Below are 16,781 nucleotides of genomic sequence, written 5' to 3'. Positions count from 1 at the left end.
GGCTTCGTCACGCTCGCGGGTCGTGCGGAGGCCGCCCCGGTACCGTGACCTGCATGACTGAGGAGCTGGGGCTGCGCGCGCGCAAGAAGAAGCAGACCGCGTCGCGGATCTGGCGGGTCGCCGTGGACCTCTGCTCCGAGCGGGGCTTCGACCATGTCTCCGTGGCGGAGATCGCCGAGGCCGCCGACGTGTCCAAGATGACCGTCTTCAACTACTTCGGCACCAAGGAAGGCGCGATCGTCGGCCCCATGGAGGAGCACGTCGGCGACCCGGCCCGCGCGGTGCGCGAGCGGCAGCCAGGGGAGTCCGCGGTCGCCGCGATGCGCGGCCAGTTCCTGGGCCAGGTCGCCGGACGTGACCCGGCGATCGGCCTCAGCGGCGACCCGCGCGCCCTCAAGGTGCGCCAGCTCATCAGCGAGACACCGACCCTCTCGCTGCGCATGGTCAGCTTCCACATGCGCAGTGTCCAGCTCCTCGCGGACGCCCTCGCCGAGGAGACGGACGACCTGCTCCTCGCGCGGGTCGCCGCCGCCCAGCTGATCGGTGCCCGGAACGCGCTCATCGTCGAGAACCACGAGCGCACCCTCGCCGGTGACCCCCTCGACGAGATCGCCAAGGGCTGCGCCGAGTCCGCCGAGCGCGTCTTCGGCCAGGTGGAAAAGGGTCTTCGGGGCTACCCCGGGAAGAATTAGGCTCGGCCCATGCCACCGGCCAAGAAGCGCACGCGTTCGTACGACTCCGCAAAGATCCGCACCGCCGTCCTCGCCCAGTTCGGGAACGTACGGGAAGCAGTCGGCACCCTGGAGCCCGAGCAGCTCGCCCTGCCGACCCGGCTCGGCGGTTGGACCGTCCGCGAGCTCGCCGCCCACCTCACGATGGCGCTCGGCGGCGCCACCCGCTTCCTCGCCATGCCGGAGCCCCCGGCACGCGAAGTGGCCCTGCTGGACTGGCCGTTCGCGACCGCTTCGGCCGCCGCGCAGGTCGACGAGGCCGCGCGGGCCTTCGCCGCGCAGGAGGATCTGACCGGTCTTTACGCGCGCACCCTCGCCGACTTCGAGGACGCGCTGCCCGAGGTCACGGCGGGCCGGCTCATGCCGACGCGGTTCGGCGCGATGACCCTCGACGACTTTCTGGTCACCCGTACCGTCGAACTCGTCGTGCACACCGACGACCTGAACGACGCGGTGCCGGGCCTGGACGTCCCGTACGACCGGCAGGCCCTGGCGGCCTGCACCCGGCTGCTCGCCGACGCCCTCGCGGTGAAGGCACCCGGCGGTGCCGTCGAGGTCAGGGTGCCGCCGTTCGCCGTGGTCCAGTGCGTCCAGGGGCCCCGGCACACCCGCGGAACCCCGCCGAACGTCGTCGAGACCGACCCGCTCACCTGGATCCGCCTCGCGACCGGGCGCACGGACTGGAAGACAGCCCTGGACGCGGCGAAGGTCGGGGCGAGCGGGGAGCGGGCGGATCTTTCGGGGCTGCTGCCGGTCATGAGCTAGGGCCCTTCTGCCGGGCGCCCCCGGACGGCGGGAAGGGAACCGGATCAACCACTTGTTCCGTCACACCGGCATGCAGAAGCAACGACTGACTCCGACCGTCATGGCCCTGGCCGCCGCGGGCATGCTCACCGCGTGCGGCACCGAGACCGGCTCAGGCAGCGGGTCCGTCGGGTCTCAGCCGAGGCTCTCCGGCGTCCACTGGAGTGTCGAGAGCGTCACGGTGGACGGCAAGAAACAGCAGGCCCCGGGCGATGCGTACGTCAAGATCGGCGACAAGGGCAAGGCCGAGGGCAACTACGGCTGCAACGGCTTCACCGCGGACGTGAAGACGGACGGCGACACCGTCGGCTTCGACAATGCCCTCTCCACCAAGCGGGGCTGCGAGAAGCAGGACTTCGAGAACGCCTTCAAGGCCGCCCTCGCCAAGGGGGAGCTGAAGGCCGCCGTCGACGGCGACAAGCTGACGCTCACCACCGACAAGGGAGACCGCGTGGCCCTCACCTCGAAGCCGGCGGCGGACGCCCCGCTCACGGGCACGAAGTGGAACGTGAACGCCATCGGCGACGGCAAGGTCTCGGCGTCCCTGCCGAAGGAAGTGGACGGCAAGGCCCATCTGACCTTCGGCAAGGACGGCACGGTCCGCGGCAACCTCGGCTGCAACAGCGTGACCGCCAAGGCCGAGGTGAAGGACGGCCAGATCACGCTCGGCGCGCCCCGGACCACCCGGATGATGTGCGAGGGAGCAGCCGGGGACACCGAGAAGAAGCTACTCAAGCTGTTCGACGGCAAGGTGAGCTACGAGCTGACCCACGGCGGCCTCTCCCTCACCGCCGCCGACGGCACGGTCGTCAGCGCGAACGCCGCCGACCCGAAGGAGAAGTGACGGCGACGCGGCGGGCGCGGGACTTCAGCAGGAACGCGCCGCCGAGGGCGAGCATGAGGCCGCCGCCGACCGAGTAGGCGAGCGTGGTGTCCGCGTCTCCGCCGGTCTCCGCGAGTTCGGTGGAAGCACCGGCGGGGCGGGCCGCGTTGGGGGTGTTGGCCGGGCCGGCCTCCACGGGCCGGGGGGTGGCGGCGGCCTCCTCCGGCGCGGCCACGCCGTCCAGGCTCACCCGCACCGTCGCCGTCTCGGCCCCCGCCTTCACGACTTCGACCTCGACCTCGCGGGCCTTGTCTGTCAGCGTCGCGCCCGCCTTGAGCGCGTCCGCGTCGGCCGGGGCGCCGCTGTCGGAGCCGTCGGCGTCCGGCGTCGGGTCGACGAGCGCCGACTTCGCGTAGTCCTTGGCCGGTACCCGGTAGGCGTGCACCCCCTGGATGCCGCCGTCGACGGTGCCGGACTCGTGCCGCAGCTCCACGACGAGACGGTCCTCGCCCAGCGGAATGTCGAGCGCACGGACGCCGCTGCCCTCCCCGTACAGCGGACGCAGCGTGTAAGTCGCCGACTTGCCGACCTTCGCGACCTCGCCGCCCGTCAGCCACTTGTTGTGCAGCAGCTCGGGCGAGGTGAGCCCGGCCTCCCAACCGCCGCCGCCCATCGGGGTCTTGTGGCTGGTGCCGTCCTCCTCGCAAGCCTCGCCGAGGTCGCCGTCGGGGCAGCGCAGGCGCATGTGGTGGCTGTAGCCGAAGTTGTGGCCGAACTCGTGGACCAGGGCCGTCATCGACATCTTGCCGTCGGCGGCGACCGGCATCCAGGTGGTGCCGCCGCCGACGGTCCCGAGGGCGAGCCAGTCGCAGCCGGCCTTCTCAGAGGGGAAGACGAGCGAGAGATGGTCGTAGCTCTCCTCGGGAACTCCCTTCGCGGCCAGGGCCGTCCGCGTCAGGTCGTTGATCTTCCCGGTGTCGCAGCCGGTGGCCGCGAGGTCGATGTCGACCGGGCCGGTGATGCCGTCGCCCTCGGCGGCCTTGAAGGTGGTCGCGCCTCCGGTGACCTCGTTGTAGTACGAGGTGAGGGAGCCTTCGGCGCCGAAGTAGTTGTCCTTCAGGGCGGTCTCCAGCTTGCCCGCGTCCGGGATCCGGCTGTCGGTGAAGTTCACCATGGCGACCTGGACGCGCCGCTCCGGCTCCTCGGCGGCGGACGCGGGCGTGGCCGCCGCGGCGGTGAGGGCGGCGGCCACGGCGGCCGGCATGAGGCAGAGGCGCGGGGACGGTTTCATGGGGACCTTCCGAGTGGGGGTGCGCGCGGGCCGAAGATCAACTCGGGTGCGTGCCAGGCACGCTAGCGATCACTCGGGCCCCCGCGAACCCCCGGGAAGGCTTCTTGAGCTGCGCTTAAGGCTCAGTTCAGGCGGCGGTCGTCCCGGGCAGCGGTGTCAGGCGACGGGACTGCGGTCTCAGGCGACCGGGCAGCGGTGTCAGGCGGACGGGTACGGCAGCAGCCCCTTGTCCGTCTTCTCCCAGGCCGCCTTCAGCTCGGCAAGGAGACGCGGCTCGCGCGCCGCCAGGTCGGCCTGCTCGCGCTGGTCCGACGCGAGGTCGAAGAGCTGGTCCTTGCCGCCCTTGCCCCGGTAGTACTTCCAGTCCCCGCGCCGCAGGGCCCGCTCCCCGCGCACGCGCCAGAACAGGTCCCGCTCCGCGAGCTCCTCGCCCTTCAGGAGGTAGGGCGCGAGGCTGGTCCCGTCCAGCGGGTACGCCCGGTCCGGCCTGGCCCCGCCGATCTCCAGGAGCGTCGCCGTCCAGTCCGGGGTGAACACGGGCTCGTGGCTGACCTGACCGCCGTCGATCCGCGCGGGCCACCGCACGATGCTCGGCACCCGGATGCCGCCCTCCTGAAGCGAGGCCTTGTTGCCCGACAGGGGCCAGTTGTACGAGAAGCGCTCGCCGCCGTTGTCGGAGGCGAAGAAGACCAGGGTGTCCCGCTCCCGACCGGACTTCTTCAGGGCCTTCAGGACCTCGCCGACCGACCGGTCCAGGTCCTGCACCATCTCCGTGTACTTCTCGACGGACCCGCCGTCCTGATGCCAGAGGGCGCCCTTCTCGCCCGCCTTGATCCTCCGTACGATCTCGGCGCTCGTCTCGGTGTCGCCGTCGGTTATCCAGGGCCAGTGCGGGGTGGTGAAGTTCAGGTTGAGCAGCCAGGGCTTGTCGCCGTGGTCCCGCCGCACGTACTCACTCGCCCGCTCGGTCAGGATGCGCGTGTAATAACGCAGGTCCTTGTACTCGGCGTCGCCCTCGTAGAGGTCGTACTCACCGCCGAGCCCGAGCTTCGAGTAGTACTCCAGGGCGCCGCCGAAGTTCCCGAAGAACTCGTCCCAGCCCGACCTGGTCGGCGAGTAGTCCGGCAGGTAGCCCGCGTGCCACTTGCCGATGAGAGCGGTCGCGTACCCGGCGTCCCGCAGCAGCGAGGCCAGCGTGGGATGCGTCGGCTCCAGGCCCACGGACTTGTCCGCGATCGGCTCCGCGAGCCCGCCCTCCGTACGGCCGGGGAAGCGCCCGGTGTAGAGGCTGAAGCGGGTCGGCGAGCAGGTCGCGGACCCGGCGTAGGCATCGGTGAACCGCACGCCCTGGCGCGCCAGGCGGTCCAGGTTCGGCGTCTCGATGTGTGGCGACCCGTAGGACGAGAGGTCGGCCCAGCCCAGGTCGTCGCCCAGGATGAACAGGATGTTCGGCCGCCGGCCGCTCGGGCGCGGGGCGGCACGGAAGGGCCGTTCCCGGGCCTCGGCGGCGGCGGGCAGCCCCACCGCGGCGGCGGCACCGGCTCCCACGGCGCCGGTGAAGGCACGTCGGGACAGCGGGGACTTTTCGTACGAGGGCATGGCTGCGCTCCTGAACAGGCACGGAAAACGGAGGGTGAGTTCAGACAGCGCAGCGACAGATGGCGCTCGCGACACGGACCAGGTCGACGTGGCGGCGCTCCACAAGGGTGACCGACGGGTCACCGAGGGGCTGCGGGGGCATGGACCAGGAGCTTCACGGGCTCCGGCCACCCCCGTCAACGCTCCGGCTCATCTGTTCACACGGGCTTCGTACTCCCCGTACGCACAGGGGGTGCGCCTGGGCCGCAATCACGCTCCGTACAGGTCCCGTATCCCCAATTCGGACCAGTGGTCGATCTCGCCTACACTCGATGTCGTGCCACGTGGTGACGGTCGACTCAATCATGATCTGCTCCCCGGCGAGAAAGGCCCCCAGGACGCTTGCGGCGTCTTCGGTGTCTGGGCTCCGGGTGAAGAGGTCGCCAAGCTCACTTACTTCGGGCTGTACGCCCTCCAGCATCGAGGCCAGGAATCCGCGGGAATCGCGGTCAGCAACGGCTCCCAGATCCTTGTCTTCAAGGACATGGGCCTTGTCTCCCAGGTCTTCGACGAAACGTCTCTCAGTTCGCTCCAGGGTCATATCGCGGTCGGTCACGCCCGCTACTCGACCACTGGAGCCTCCGTATGGGAGAACGCCCAGCCGACGTTCCGTGCCACCGCGCACGGCTCCATCGCGCTCGGGCACAACGGCAACCTCGTCAACACGGCCCAGCTCGCCGAGCTCGTGGCCGCCCTGCCCAAGGAGAACGGCCGCGCGACCCAGGTCGCGGCGACCAACGACACCGACCTGGTGACGGCTCTCCTCGCGGGCCAGGTGGACGACGACGGCAAGCCGATGACCATCGAGGAAGCCGCCACCAAGGTCCTCCCGGACGTGCAGGGCGCCTTCTCCCTCGTCTTCATGAACGAGCACACGCTGTACGCGGCCCGTGACCCGCAGGGCATCCGCCCGCTGGTCCTCGGCCGCCTGGAGCGCGGCTGGGTCGTGGCGTCGGAGTCCGCGGCGCTCGACATCTGCGGTGCCAGCTTCGTCCGCGAGGTCGAGCCGGGCGAGTTCATCGCGATCGACGAGAACGGCCTGCGAACGTCCCGATTCGCGGAAGCGAAGCCCAAGGGCTGTGTCTTCGAGTACGTCTATCTGGCGCGCCCCGACACCGACATCGCCGGCCGGAACGTCTACCTCTCGCGCGTCGAGATGGGCCGGAAACTCGCCGAGGAAGCTCCCGTCGAGGCCGACCTCGTCATAGCGACCCCGGAGTCCGGAACGCCCGCCGCGGTCGGTTACGCGGAAGCCTCCGGCATCCCCTTCGGCGTCGGCCTGGTGAAGAACGCCTACGTGGGCCGGACCTTCATCCAGCCCTCGCAGACGATCCGCCAGCTCGGCATCCGTCTGAAGCTGAACCCCCTCAAGGAAGTCATCAAGGGCAAGCGTCTGGTCGTCGTCGACGACTCGATCGTGCGCGGCAACACCCAGCGCGCCCTGGTCAAGATGCTCCGCGAGGCCGGGGCCGCCGAGATCCACATCCGGATCTCGTCCCCGCCCGTGAAGTGGCCCTGCTTCTTCGGCATCGACTTCGCGACCCGCGCCGAGCTCATCGCCAACGGCATGACGATCGACGAGATCGCCAAGTCCATGGGCGCCGACTCGCTCTCGTACATCTCCATCGACGGCATGATCGAGGCCACGACCATCGACAAGCCGAACCTGTGCCGCGCCTGCTTCGACGGCGTGTACCCGATGGACCTCCCCGACCCCGAGCTGCTCGGCAAGCAGCTCCTGGAGACGGAGCTGGCCGCCGGTCCGGCGTCCACGGCAGCGGCCGACGCGATCCGTCGCCCGTAAGCCACCCGTAGTAACGACACGAAAGCTCTCATCCCCCATGCCTGAGACCACCGGTGCCAGCTACGCCTCCGCAGGCGTCGACATTGAAGCGGGCGACCGCGCCGTCGAGCTGATGAAGGAGTGGGTGAAGAAGACGAAGCGCCCCGAGGTCCTCGGCGGCATCGGCGGCTTCGCCGGACTCTTCGACGCCTCCGCCCTCAAGCGCTTCGAGCGCCCCCTGCTCGCCTCCGCCACCGACGGCGTCGGCACGAAGGTCGACCTGGCCCGCCAGCTCGGCGTGTACGACACCATCGGGCACGACCTCGTCGCCATGGTCATGGACGACATCGTGGTGTGCGGCGCCGAGCCGCTCTTCATGACCGACTACATCTGCGTCGGCAAGGTCCACCCCGAGCGTGTCGCGGCCATCGTGAAGGGCATCGCCGAGGGCTGTGTGCTCGCGGGCTGCGCCCTCATCGGCGGCGAGACCGCCGAGCACCCGGGCCTGCTCGGCCCCGACGACTTCGATGTCGCGGGCGCCGGCACGGGCGCGGTCGAGGCGGACCGCGTGCTCGGCCCCGATCGCATCCGTAAGGGTGACGCCGTCATCGCCATGGCGTCCTCCGGCCTTCACTCGAACGGGTACTCGCTCGTCCGGCATGTGGTCTTCGACCGCGCCGGCTGGTCCCTGGACCGCCAGGTCGAGGAGTTCGGCCGCACGCTCGGCGAGGAGCTCCTGGAGCCCACCAAGATCTACTCCCTGGACTGCCTGGCGCTCACCCGCACCACGGACGTCCACGCCTTCAGCCACATCACGGGCGGCGGCCTCGCGGCCAACCTGGGCCGGGTCATCCCGGACGGTCTGCACGCGATCGTCGACCGTGAGACCTGGACGCCCGGCGCGGTCTTCGACCTCGTCGGCAAGGCCGGTCAGGTCGAGCGCCTTGAGCTGGAGAAGACGCTGAACATGGGCGTCGGCATGATGGCGATCGTCCCCGAGGAGTCCGCGGACGCGGCCCTCACGACCCTCGCGGACCGCGGCGTGGACGCCTGGATCGCCGGTGAGATCACCGAGCGCGGCGCGCACACCACGGGCGCCGAGCTCATCGGTGACTACGCGAAGTAGAAGTTCTGAGAGGGCAGCACAAAACCCGGTCCGGTGTGGTGACCACCCCGGACCGGGTGAGGTGCAGTTGCTACGAGAACTGCGAATACTTCAGGTGCTGCGAATGCAACGAGGTCAAGCGCCGCGGCGCTGCGACGAAGGACCTGACTCGTCGGAAGAGTCCTCGTCCTCGTCGTCGTTATACAGATCCGCGTACTGGGCGTACGGGTCGTCTTCCTCGTCGTCGTCTTCGAACGGCTCGCCATTCGGCGGCTGTTGCGAAGTCGAAGCGCCCAGCTCATTGGCCAGACGCGAGAGGTCAGTCCCGCCGCTGCTGTACTTCAGCTGGCGGGCGACCTTCGTCTGCTTGGCCTTTGCCCGGCCGCGCCCCATGGCTCGACCCCCTCGGATATGGGGCTTGGTGACCCCAGAGTCTTGACACGCGTTCATGATCAGGAACGGGCTCTCCGTGGAGAGGCCGGTCCGTAGGGCTTCCACGGTACCTGCTCCTGCGGCCATACGGTACGTCGCCCGCAGGACGCGCCTCGGCGCACAACCCACGAGGAGCCCCGTCCTCGCTGGTCAACTGCGATTTTAACCTCTTCTTGCCGGGCGACCCGCCGACGGGGGTGAGTCTTGTCTCTCGCGCACGTCGGCGGGGCCCTTTCACGGCACCCGAAAGGTCAGCGGACGCGGGCCTCCGCCATCCGCTGTTCGGCGATCCTGTCGGCCGCCGCGGCCGGCGGAATGCCGTCTTCCTTCGCACGAGCGAATATGGCAAGAGTGGTGTCGAAGATCTTTGACGCCTTCGCCTTGCACCGGTCGAAGTCGAAGCCGTGCAGCTCGTCGGCGACCTGGATCACGCCGCCGGCGTTGACCACGTAGTCGGGCGCGTAGAGGATCCCGCGGTCGGCGAGGTCCTTCTCCACGCCGGGGTGCTCCAGCTGGTTGTTGGCCGCGCCGCAGACCACCGTCGCGGTGAGCACCGGCACGGACTCGTCGTTCAGGGCGCCGCCCAGCGCGCAGGGGGCGTACACGTCGAGGCCCTCGTACCGGATCAGCGCGTCGGTGTCGGCGACCGCGGTCACCGACGGGTGCTTGTGGGTGATCCGGTTCACGGACTCCTCGCGCACATCGGTGATCACGACCTCGGCGCCGTCCTCCAGGAGGTGCTCCACGAGGTGGTGGCCGACCTTGCCGACGCCCGCGACACCGACCGTGCGGCCGCGCAGCGACGGGTCGCCCCACAGGTGCTGGGCGCTCGCCCGCATGCCCTGGAAGACACCGAAGGCGGTGAGCACGGAGGAGTCGCCTGCGCCGCCGTTCTCGGGGGAGCGGCCGGTCGTCCAGCGGCACTCACGTGCGACGACGTCCATGTCCTTGACGTACGTGCCGACGTCGCACGCCGTGACGTAGCGACCGCCCAGGGAGGCCACGAAGCGGCCGTAGGCGAGGAGGAGCTCCTCGCTCTTGATCTGCTCCGGGTCACCGATGATCACGGCCTTGCCGCCGCCGTGGTCGAGACCGGCCATGGCGTTCTTGTACGACATCCCGCGCGCGAGGTTCAGCGCGTCGGCGACGGCCGCTTCCTCGCTCGCGTATGGATAGAAGCGGGTGCCGCCGAGGGCCGGGCCCAGGGCGGTGGAGTGGATGGCGATGACGGCCTTGAGGCCGCTGGCACGGTCCTGGCAGAGCACTACTTGCTCATGGCCGCCCTGGTCCGAGTGGAACAGGGTGTGCAGGACGCCGTTGTCTGCTTCGGTCACTGTGGTGACTCCCGGTCAAGTGGCGGCGGTTGGGCGGGCGCCCGTGCGGGTGGCGGGGCCCGATGGGCATGAGACTAGAGCCTGGAAGAACCCGGTGGCCGCGCAGTGCCGAGGATCACCCTCTCCCGGCGCAGCGACCGGTACGGCGGAGTTCGGCCATGGCACGATTTGCAGTGTTTTCCAGCCGGTGTGCGGGGGAGGGAGCAGCCGTGCCCAAGGTGTCTTCGTTGGTCGTCCCGTACGCGTCCTACTTGCGCGTCTATGAGCCCCTCGCCGCTTTCCCGGAGCCCGAGCGCGGCCACTGGTCCCGCTACGCGCGTCGCACCGACCGCCCCTCGTACCAGGACGAACTGAGGCGCTCCCTGGCGGACTTGCTGCCGACACCGCCGGTGCCCGTCCCGGTGCACGAGAGCAGCGACGCGTTCGTGGTCGAGTCCGACGGAGTGGTCTGCGTCTGCCCCTGGCGCACCCGGCTGCGCGGCTGGCAGGCCCTGGGCGAGCTGCCGGGGCAATTGCCGGCCTCGGTCCTTGACGCGGTCCTGCCGCCGGTGGTGCGCCGCCAGACGGCCGCGGACTACGAGCAGTGGCTCGTCCGCAACCCTGACGCGCGCCCCTGGATCCGTACGTCGACGTGGCAGGTGCCGCTGAACTGGTTCGTGCTCGTCGCGGACGAGGAGCGGGAGTACGAGAAGGGGACGGCGGACTCGGCGCCCGTCCTGCGCTACCGCACGCCGATGGTGCAGGCGCGGCGCCGGGTGGCCCGCGGGCTCAGGACGCTGCGGGACACCCTGGACGACGGACCGCTCGTCGACGGGCTCACGGACGTGGGCCGGTGGCTCGAGGAGTTCCATCCGCGCTCACTGGTGGAGCTCGACTACGGCGGGCTCGTGCACGCCCTGACCGAGGAGCAGCTCGACGAGGACCACTCGGCGGCTGACGTGGCGGAGGGAATCGAGGCACTGCGCAACGGCGACGGCGAGGGTGCCGGCGAGGCGTATGCGAGGCTCATGGAGCGATGGAGGGCGGTCAGGGACCGCCAGTTCTCGAACTGAACGTCGTTCGGGCGCCGGTGGGTGATTCCTACGTGGCGCCTACACGGGACGTAGGTCCCGATCCGGGCTTTTGTGTCAAGCGTGACGGACCGCACTTACGGGGCCCTTGCGCCCATCACCCCCCCTCGTGCCAAAATAGGACAAGGAGTCCGGGGAGGGCTCCTTCCGTCCGTGTAAGGGCGGAATGCTCAGCATTGCACGCTATGGGGGGTCTGTTGACTCCTGATCGCTCTGTGACTGATCGTCACTGTGGCGTGACTGTCCGCTATGGCATGGTCCATCGGCTTCCGTCGCTGATAGACACCTGGGAGGGCAATTCCATCGGTTTGGCCGACGTGGCTGGACGGATGGTGTAGTTGTAGTGCCGAGGACAAGCCGTTCGTCCTATAACCGACTCGACTCGCGTCCGCCATTTCGGGCAACGCGGGTCAAGGTGCAGAATTTAGAGGAATGAACCGAGAAGGTTCGGTTCTCCGAGGAGGCCGCTCATGACCGCTCGCACCCCTGATGCCGAGCCGCTGCTGACCCCGGCTGAGGTTGCCACGATGTTCCGCGTCGACCCGAAGACGGTGACGCGCTGGGCCAAGGCTGGCAAGCTCACGTCGATTCGCACGCTCGGCGGGCATCGCCGTTACCGCGAGGCCGAGGTCCGCGCACTGCTCGCGGGTATCCCGCAGCAGCGCAGCGAGGCCTGATTTACCGCAAAACCGCAGTACCAGGACGAAAAGTACGCCCGCTGCCGGGTCCCCCAACTCGGCCGCACCGTCCGACCCCTAGCAACACACGACGCGGGTCCCGCCCCAACGGGTCCCACGCCTGAGCCTCATGGGTGAGTCGTTTCGATCGCGCTGAACTCCGCCGGGTCCAGCGCGATCTTTTTTGTGCGCCCAGGAGGTGCTGGTGAGCGCCGCTGTGAGCGGGCTTGTTGGTCTCTGAGGAGTGCTGGGGGCGCGCTGTGGGAGGTGCCTGGCGGACGCTGTCCGGGTGGTGCAATTGCACATATTAAATTGACCGGTTGTAGGAGGGGTGTAAGTTCGGGGGTTTCAAAAACTGCTTCGGTGACACCCGTCACATGCCGGGAACCTTGTTGCCCGCGACACCATTGGGCTAGAGGGGATCCCGGACGGCGCAGGGGAGTTGACGGGTGCTGACGGCTGCCTGCCCGAGGCACCCGGCCGATCGCCCTGCTCCTCACCCTCCCACCACCGGGGTGGGTCGCGGGTCGGCTTTGGTCACGCGTTCGGGGGACTTTCATCCTCGCCCGGCTCGCAGCCGCCCTCACAGCCGCTCTGGGCGCCGGAGGAGGTCTCCAGGGCCAGCCGCTCAAGACGGTGGCAGATCGGGCAGTGCCGGGTCAGGTGGCGATAGCTCGTCGCCGCGGAGAGATGGGCCCGCAGGAGAGCGCGAGTCTCGTGCCGTGCGGACGCCGCTGAAGCCGTCATACGCCACCTCCAGATGAGGAACCGGTCCCGCCCCTGTTCCCTGCTGTCTGGGTACCGGCGGAATGTGACGCAGTCAAGATGCCGGAACACGGTGGCATGCAAGAAGGGCCGCACCCGGCTGGCGGGTACGGCCCTTCTTTTACTGCGGTCCTGACGGGATTTGAACCCGCGGCCTCCACCTTGACAGGGTGGCGAGCACTCCAAACTGCTCCACAGGACCTTGCTTTGCGGCGCTGATTGGTGCGTTGCGCTGCGAGACAGGACTCTACAGCAGCGCAGGCCCGGCGGTCGAACTCACCCGGAGTGCGCGGGCGGTCACGGTGCGGCCGCGTCGATCGCCTTCACGATCCGCTTGTCCGAGACGGGGTACGCCGTGCCGAGCGCGTGCGCGAAATAGCTGACCCGGAGCTCCTCCAGCATCCAGCGGATGTCCAGGACCTCCCTCGGCACGGGGCGGCCCTGCGGCAGTTGCTCCAGGAGCCAGGCGTACTCGTCCTGCATCTCGTGGACCTTCTCCATGCGCGAGGTGTCCCGCTGCACGTTCGTCGGCATCTGCTGGAGCCTGCGGTCGGCGGCCGTCATGTAGCGCATCAGGTCCGGCAGGCGGCGGATCCCCGTGGCCGTGACGAAGCCGGGGCCGACGAGGGCGTCCAACTGGGCCCGCACGTCCGTGAGGTTGGCCAGGAGCGTCGGGCTCTTCGTCGACTTCAGGCGGCGCTCGCAGGCCTGCCAGGCGGCGAGGACCTGCTGGACCTGGGAGACCGTGCGGACCGTCGTGTCGACGATCTCGGCACGCACCTTCTCGTACAGCTTGCGGTACGACTCCTCGTCCCACGCGGGACCGCCGAAGTCACCGATCAGCTTGTCCGCCGCCGCCATCGCGCAGTCCGCGAAGAGCGCCTGGATGGAGCCGTGCGGGTTCGCGGACAGGGCGATCTTCTGGGCGTTGGTCAGCTTGTCGGAGGCGAACTTGGCCGGATTGACCGGGATGTTGCGCAGGATCAGGCGCCGCGTGCCCTTCCACATGGCCTGCTGCTGCTCGGCCTCGGTGTCGAAGAGGCGTACGGAGACGGTGTCGCCGTCGTCCACCAGGGCCGGGAAGGCCTTCACCGGCTGGCCGGCCCGTCGCGTCTCGAAGACGCGGCTGAGGGAGCCGATGCTCCAGTCCGTGAGGCCGGCGCGTTCGACCGCCGAGCCGCCCGTCCGCTCCGCCGTCGCCGCAGCCGCCTGGGAGAGCGCCTTGCGGGCCTTCGGGCGGAGCTGGAGCTTCAGCGCCTCCAGGTCCTTGTCCTCGGCGAGCTTCTTGCGCCGCTCGTCGGTGATCCGGAAGGTGATCTTCAGGTGGTCCGGTACGCGGGTGAGGTCGAAGTCGTCCGGCGACACGGGAACGCCGACCGTCCGCTGGAGCTCGCGGGCCAGCGTGACGTGCAGCGGCTCCTGGAGCGGCACGGCACGGTCCAGGAACGCCTTCGCGTAGTTCGGCGCGGGCACGTAATGCCGGCGGACGGGCTTGGGCAGGGAGCGGATCAGCTCGATCACGACCTCCTCGCGCAGGCCCGGGATCTGCCAGTCGAAGCCGTCGGCCGTGACCTGGTTCAGGACCTGGAGCGGAACGTGCACCGTGACGCCGTCCGCGTCCGCGCCCGGCTCGAACTGGTACGTCACCCTGAACTTGAGCGGCCCCTGGCGCCACGAGTCCGGGTAGTCGTCCTTCGAGACGTCGCCCGCGCGCTCGTTGATCAGCATCGACCGCTCGAAGTCGAGCAGTTCGGGCTCTTCCCGCTGCTTCTTCTTCCACCAGGAGTCGAAGTGCGCGCCGGACACGACGTCCGCGGGCACCCGCTGGTCGTAGAAGTCGAAGAGCGTCTCGTCGTCCACGAGGATGTCGCGGCGACGGGCGCGGTGCTCCAGCTCCTCCACCTCGGTCAGGAGGCGGCGGTTGGCGGCGAAGAACTTGTGGTGCGTGCGCCAGTCGCCCTCGACGAGCGCGTTGCGGATGAACAGGTCGCGGGAGACCTCGGGGTCGATGCGGCCGTAGTTCACCTTGCGGTCGGTGACGAGCGGGACGCCGTACAGCGTCACCTTCTCGATCGCCATGACCGCGGCCTGGTCCTTCTCCCAGTGCGGCTCGCTGTACGTGCGCTTCAGGAGGTGCCGCGCGAGCGGCTCGACCCACTCGGGCTCGATCCGCGCGTTGACGCGGGCCCACAGGCGGGACGTCTCCACCAGCTCGGCGGACATGATGAAACGCGGGGGCTTCTTGAAGAGGGCCGAGCCGGGGAAGACCGCGAACTTGGCGCCACGGGCGCCCAGATACTCGCCCCGGCCGCCGCCGCGCTGCTTGGGGTCCTTCTCCTTGCTCTCCTTCGACTCCTTCACGTCCTTCATCCCGATGTGGGAGAGCAGGCCGGACAGGAGCGAGATGTGGACGTGCTGCTCGGGTGCGTCGTCCTCGTTCAGATGGATGCCCATCTGCTTGGCGACCGTACGCAGCTGCGTGTAGATGTCCTGCCACTCGCGGATGCGCAGGAAGTTGAGGTACTCCGACTTGCACATCCGGCGGAAGGAGGACGAGCCGCGCTCCTTCTGCTGCTCGCGCACGTACCGCCACAGGTTGAGGAAGGCCAGGAAGTCGGACGTCTCGTCCTTGAAGCGCGCGTGCTGCTGGTCGGCCTGCGTCTGCTTCTCCGCGGGGCGTTCGCGCGGGTCCTGGATGGACAGCGCGGCGGCGATCACCATGACCTCGCGCACGCAGCCGTTCTTGTCGGCCTCCAGGACCATGCGGGCCAGGCGCGGGTCGACGGGGAGCTGGCTGAGTTTGCGGCCCTGCTCGGTCAGGCGCTTCTTGGGGTCCTTCTGCGTCGGGTCCAGGGCGCCGAGTTCCTGGAGGAGCTGGACGCCGTCGCGGATGTTGCGGTGGTCCGGCGGGTCGATGAAGGGGAACTTCTCGATCTCGCCGAGCCCTGCCGCCGTCATCTGGAGGATGACCGAGGCGAGGTTGGTGCGCAGGATCTCCGCGTCCGTGAACTCGGGGCGTGAGACGAAGTCGTCCTCCGAGTAGAGGCGGATGCAGATGCCGTCGGACGTACGGCCGCAGCGGCCCTTGCGCTGGTTGGCGCTGGCCTGGCTGATCGCCTCGATGGGCAGGCGCTGCACCTTCGTGCGGTGGCTGTAGCGGGAGATGCGGGCCGTGCCGGGGTCGATGACGTACTTGATGCCCGGAACGGTCAGGGAGGTCTCGGCGACGTTCGTCGCGAGAACGATCCTGCGGCCCGTGTGCTGCTGGAAGACGCGGTGCTGCTCGGCGTGCGACAAGCGGGCGTAGAGGGGGAGGACTTCCGTGAAGCGGTAGTTCTTCTTGTTCAGGGCGTCCGCGGTGTCCCGGATCTCGCGCTCTCCGGAGAGGAAGACGAGGATGTCGCCCTTGCCCTCGGCCTGAAGCTCCTCGACGGCGTCCGTGATCGCGGTGATCTGATCGCGGTCGCTGTCTTCCGCGTCCTCCTCCAGGAGCGGGCGATAGCGCACCTCGACGGGATACGTACGGCCGCTGACCTCGACGATCGGGGCGTCCCCGAAGTGTCTGGAGAACCGCTCCGGGTCGATCGTCGCCGAGGTGATGACGACTTTCAGGTCCGGGCGCTTGGGGAGGAGTTGTGCCAGATAGCCGAGCAGGAAGTCGATGTTGAGGGACCGCTCGTGGGCCTCGTCGATGATGATCGTGTCGTACGCGCGCAGCTCGCGGTCCGTCTGGATCTCGGCCAGCAGGATGCCGTCCGTCATCAGCTTCACGTACGTGTCCGCGCCGACCTGGTCGGTGAAGCGGACCTTCCAGCCGACGGCCTCGCCGAGCGGGGTGTTCAGCTCGTCGGCCACGCGCTCGGCGACCGTGCGGGCGGCGATACGGCGCGGCTGCGTATGGCCGATCATGCCGCGGAGGCCGCGCCCGAGCTCCATGCAGATCTTGGGGATCTGCGTGGTCTTGCCGGAGCCGGTCTCGCCCGCGACGATCACGACCTGGTGGTCGCGGATCGCCTCGGCGATGTCGTCCTTCTTCTGGCTGACCGGCAGCTCTTCGGGATACGTGATCTTGGGCAGACGGCTGCCCCGCTCGGCCATCCGGGCCGCGGCCTTGTCGACGTCCGCGGCGATCTCGGCGAGGACGGCGGCTCGGGCATCGGGCTTGCGGATCCGGCGCGCACCCTCGAGCCGGCGGCCGATCCGGTGCTCGTCGCGCAGCGACAGCTCGGACAGGCGCGGGGCGAGGGCGTCGAGGGTGAGGGCAGGCTGCGTAGACATAACGGCGTCCAGGATCTCACCCGCCGCTCGGAGGTGGCGAACCGATTTCT

At 69.3% G+C, this 16,781-nt stretch carries 14 protein-coding genes and 1 tRNA gene; 7 read left to right on the top strand and 8 right to left on the bottom strand.

Features of this window, described 5'->3' with window-relative positions; all coding sequences use genetic code 11:
* The first annotated feature begins 53 nt into the window (after positions 1 to 53).
* From AB0I66_RS24880 to AB0I66_RS24870, 3 genes are all read left to right on the top strand, one after another.
* Entirely contained in the window at positions 54 to 692 is a 639-nt protein-coding gene (locus AB0I66_RS24880) for a TetR/AcrR family transcriptional regulator (protein WP_363210156.1), read from the top strand.
* Positions 693 to 701: 9 nt separating this feature from the next.
* A complete protein-coding gene (locus tag AB0I66_RS24875; RefSeq protein ID WP_363210155.1) occupies positions 702 to 1,496 on the top strand; it encodes a sterol carrier family protein in 795 nt (264 codons plus the stop codon).
* A gap of 70 nt (positions 1,497 to 1,566) precedes the next feature.
* Positions 1,567 to 2,379 (top strand): META domain-containing protein, encoded by an 813-nt coding sequence (locus AB0I66_RS24870; protein ID WP_363210154.1) that lies wholly within the window; start codon positions 1,567 to 1,569, stop codon positions 2,377 to 2,379.
* On the opposite strand, the gene AB0I66_RS24865 is transcribed toward AB0I66_RS24870, so the two are convergent.
* From AB0I66_RS24865 to AB0I66_RS24855, 3 genes are all read right to left on the bottom strand, one after another.
* The gene (locus AB0I66_RS24865; protein ID WP_363210153.1) at positions 2,345 to 3,649 is read right to left on the bottom strand and encodes a hypothetical protein; all 1,305 of its coding nucleotides are present in this window, start codon (positions 3,647 to 3,649) and stop codon (positions 2,345 to 2,347) included. The two genes, AB0I66_RS24870 and AB0I66_RS24865, sit on opposite strands and share 35 nt — an antisense overlap.
* Before the next feature lie 198 nt (positions 3,650 to 3,847).
* Positions 3,848 to 5,248, bottom strand: coding sequence for a sulfatase-like hydrolase/transferase (locus tag AB0I66_RS24860; RefSeq protein WP_363210152.1), 1,401 nt, complete (start codon positions 5,246 to 5,248; stop codon positions 3,848 to 3,850).
* Between the two features lie 40 nt (positions 5,249 to 5,288).
* Positions 5,289 to 5,390: a putative leader peptide gene (locus AB0I66_RS24855; protein WP_363210151.1), complete on the bottom strand. Its 102-nt coding sequence runs from the start codon at positions 5,388 to 5,390 to the stop codon at positions 5,289 to 5,291.
* A gap of 174 nt (positions 5,391 to 5,564) precedes the next feature.
* On the opposite strand from AB0I66_RS24855, the gene purF reads away from it, so the two are divergent.
* Together purF and purM are read left to right on the top strand one after the other, a co-directional pair.
* On the top strand, positions 5,565 to 7,091 hold the full coding sequence (purF, locus tag AB0I66_RS24850) for an amidophosphoribosyltransferase (RefSeq protein ID WP_363210150.1): 1,527 nt from the start codon (positions 5,565 to 5,567) through the stop codon (positions 7,089 to 7,091).
* Between the two features lie 37 nt (positions 7,092 to 7,128).
* Entirely contained in the window at positions 7,129 to 8,196 is a 1,068-nt protein-coding gene (purM, locus tag AB0I66_RS24845; RefSeq protein WP_363210149.1) for a phosphoribosylformylglycinamidine cyclo-ligase, read from the top strand.
* Positions 8,197 to 8,310: 114 nt separating this feature from the next.
* On the opposite strand, the gene AB0I66_RS24840 is transcribed toward purM, so the two are convergent.
* Together AB0I66_RS24840 and AB0I66_RS24835 are read right to left on the bottom strand one after the other, a co-directional pair.
* On the bottom strand, positions 8,311 to 8,568 hold the full coding sequence (locus tag AB0I66_RS24840) for a DUF3073 domain-containing protein (RefSeq protein WP_363210148.1): 258 nt from the start codon (positions 8,566 to 8,568) through the stop codon (positions 8,311 to 8,313).
* 290 nt (positions 8,569 to 8,858) lie between these two features.
* Complete coding sequence (locus tag AB0I66_RS24835) at positions 8,859 to 9,941, bottom strand: Glu/Leu/Phe/Val dehydrogenase dimerization domain-containing protein (RefSeq protein WP_363210147.1); 1,083 nt, start codon at positions 9,939 to 9,941, stop codon at positions 8,859 to 8,861.
* Positions 9,942 to 10,150: 209 nt separating this feature from the next.
* Here AB0I66_RS24835 and AB0I66_RS24830 point away from each other — a divergent pair, with 209 nt between their 5' ends.
* Both AB0I66_RS24830 and bldC read left to right on the top strand, forming a co-directional pair.
* Positions 10,151 to 10,993 (top strand): hypothetical protein, encoded by an 843-nt coding sequence (locus AB0I66_RS24830; protein WP_363210146.1) that lies wholly within the window; start codon positions 10,151 to 10,153, stop codon positions 10,991 to 10,993.
* 488 nt (positions 10,994 to 11,481) lie between these two features.
* A complete protein-coding gene (gene bldC, locus AB0I66_RS24825; protein ID WP_003949541.1) occupies positions 11,482 to 11,688 on the top strand; it encodes a developmental transcriptional regulator BldC in 207 nt (68 codons plus the stop codon).
* Between the two features lie 537 nt (positions 11,689 to 12,225).
* Here bldC and AB0I66_RS24820 read toward each other — a convergent pair.
* From AB0I66_RS24820 to hrpA, 3 genes are all read right to left on the bottom strand, one after another.
* The gene (locus tag AB0I66_RS24820) at positions 12,226 to 12,435 is read right to left on the bottom strand and encodes a DUF6274 family protein (RefSeq protein WP_363210145.1); all 210 of its coding nucleotides are present in this window, start codon (positions 12,433 to 12,435) and stop codon (positions 12,226 to 12,228) included.
* A gap of 145 nt (positions 12,436 to 12,580) precedes the next feature.
* Positions 12,581 to 12,655 (bottom strand) — tRNA-Asp (locus AB0I66_RS24815).
* Between the two features lie 95 nt (positions 12,656 to 12,750).
* Positions 12,751 to 16,731, bottom strand: coding sequence for an ATP-dependent RNA helicase HrpA (gene hrpA / locus AB0I66_RS24810; protein ID WP_363210144.1), 3,981 nt, complete (start codon positions 16,729 to 16,731; stop codon positions 12,751 to 12,753).
* Between the last annotated feature and the right edge of the window lie 50 nt (positions 16,732 to 16,781).

Source organism: Streptomyces sp. NPDC050439 (assembly GCF_040655335.1).
Lineage (GTDB): Bacteria > Actinomycetota > Actinomycetes > Streptomycetales > Streptomycetaceae > Streptomyces.
The sequence above is the reverse complement of the archived record's forward strand: the minus strand, read 5'-3'. Positions and strand labels throughout refer to the sequence as shown.

Bases quoted from the DNA above. Each gene is read 5' to 3' on its own strand.
- AB0I66_RS24865 (WP_363210153.1), bottom strand. From the start codon at position 3,649: ATGAAACCGTCCCCGCGCCTCTGCCTCATGCCGGCCGCCGTGGCCGCC.
- purM (WP_363210149.1), top strand. From the start codon at position 7,129: ATGCCTGAGACCACCGGTGCCAGCTACGCCTCCGCAGGCGTCGACATT.
- AB0I66_RS24820 (WP_363210145.1), bottom strand. From the start codon at position 12,435: ATGACGGCTTCAGCGGCGTCCGCACGGCACGAGACTCGCGCTCTCCTG.
- AB0I66_RS24855 (WP_363210151.1), bottom strand. From the start codon at position 5,390: ATGCCCCCGCAGCCCCTCGGTGACCCGTCGGTCACCCTTGTGGAGCGC.
- AB0I66_RS24880 (WP_363210156.1), top strand. From the start codon at position 54: ATGACTGAGGAGCTGGGGCTGCGCGCGCGCAAGAAGAAGCAGACCGCG.
- AB0I66_RS24870 (WP_363210154.1), top strand. From the start codon at position 1,567: ATGCAGAAGCAACGACTGACTCCGACCGTCATGGCCCTGGCCGCCGCG.
- bldC (WP_003949541.1), top strand. From the start codon at position 11,482: ATGACCGCTCGCACCCCTGATGCCGAGCCGCTGCTGACCCCGGCTGAG.
- AB0I66_RS24840 (WP_363210148.1), bottom strand. From the start codon at position 8,568: ATGGGGCGCGGCCGGGCAAAGGCCAAGCAGACGAAGGTCGCCCGCCAG.
- AB0I66_RS24875 (WP_363210155.1), top strand. From the start codon at position 702: ATGCCACCGGCCAAGAAGCGCACGCGTTCGTACGACTCCGCAAAGATC.
- AB0I66_RS24860 (WP_363210152.1), bottom strand. From the start codon at position 5,248: ATGCCCTCGTACGAAAAGTCCCCGCTGTCCCGACGTGCCTTCACCGGC.
- hrpA (WP_363210144.1), bottom strand. From the start codon at position 16,731: ATGTCTACGCAGCCTGCCCTCACCCTCGACGCCCTCGCCCCGCGCCTG.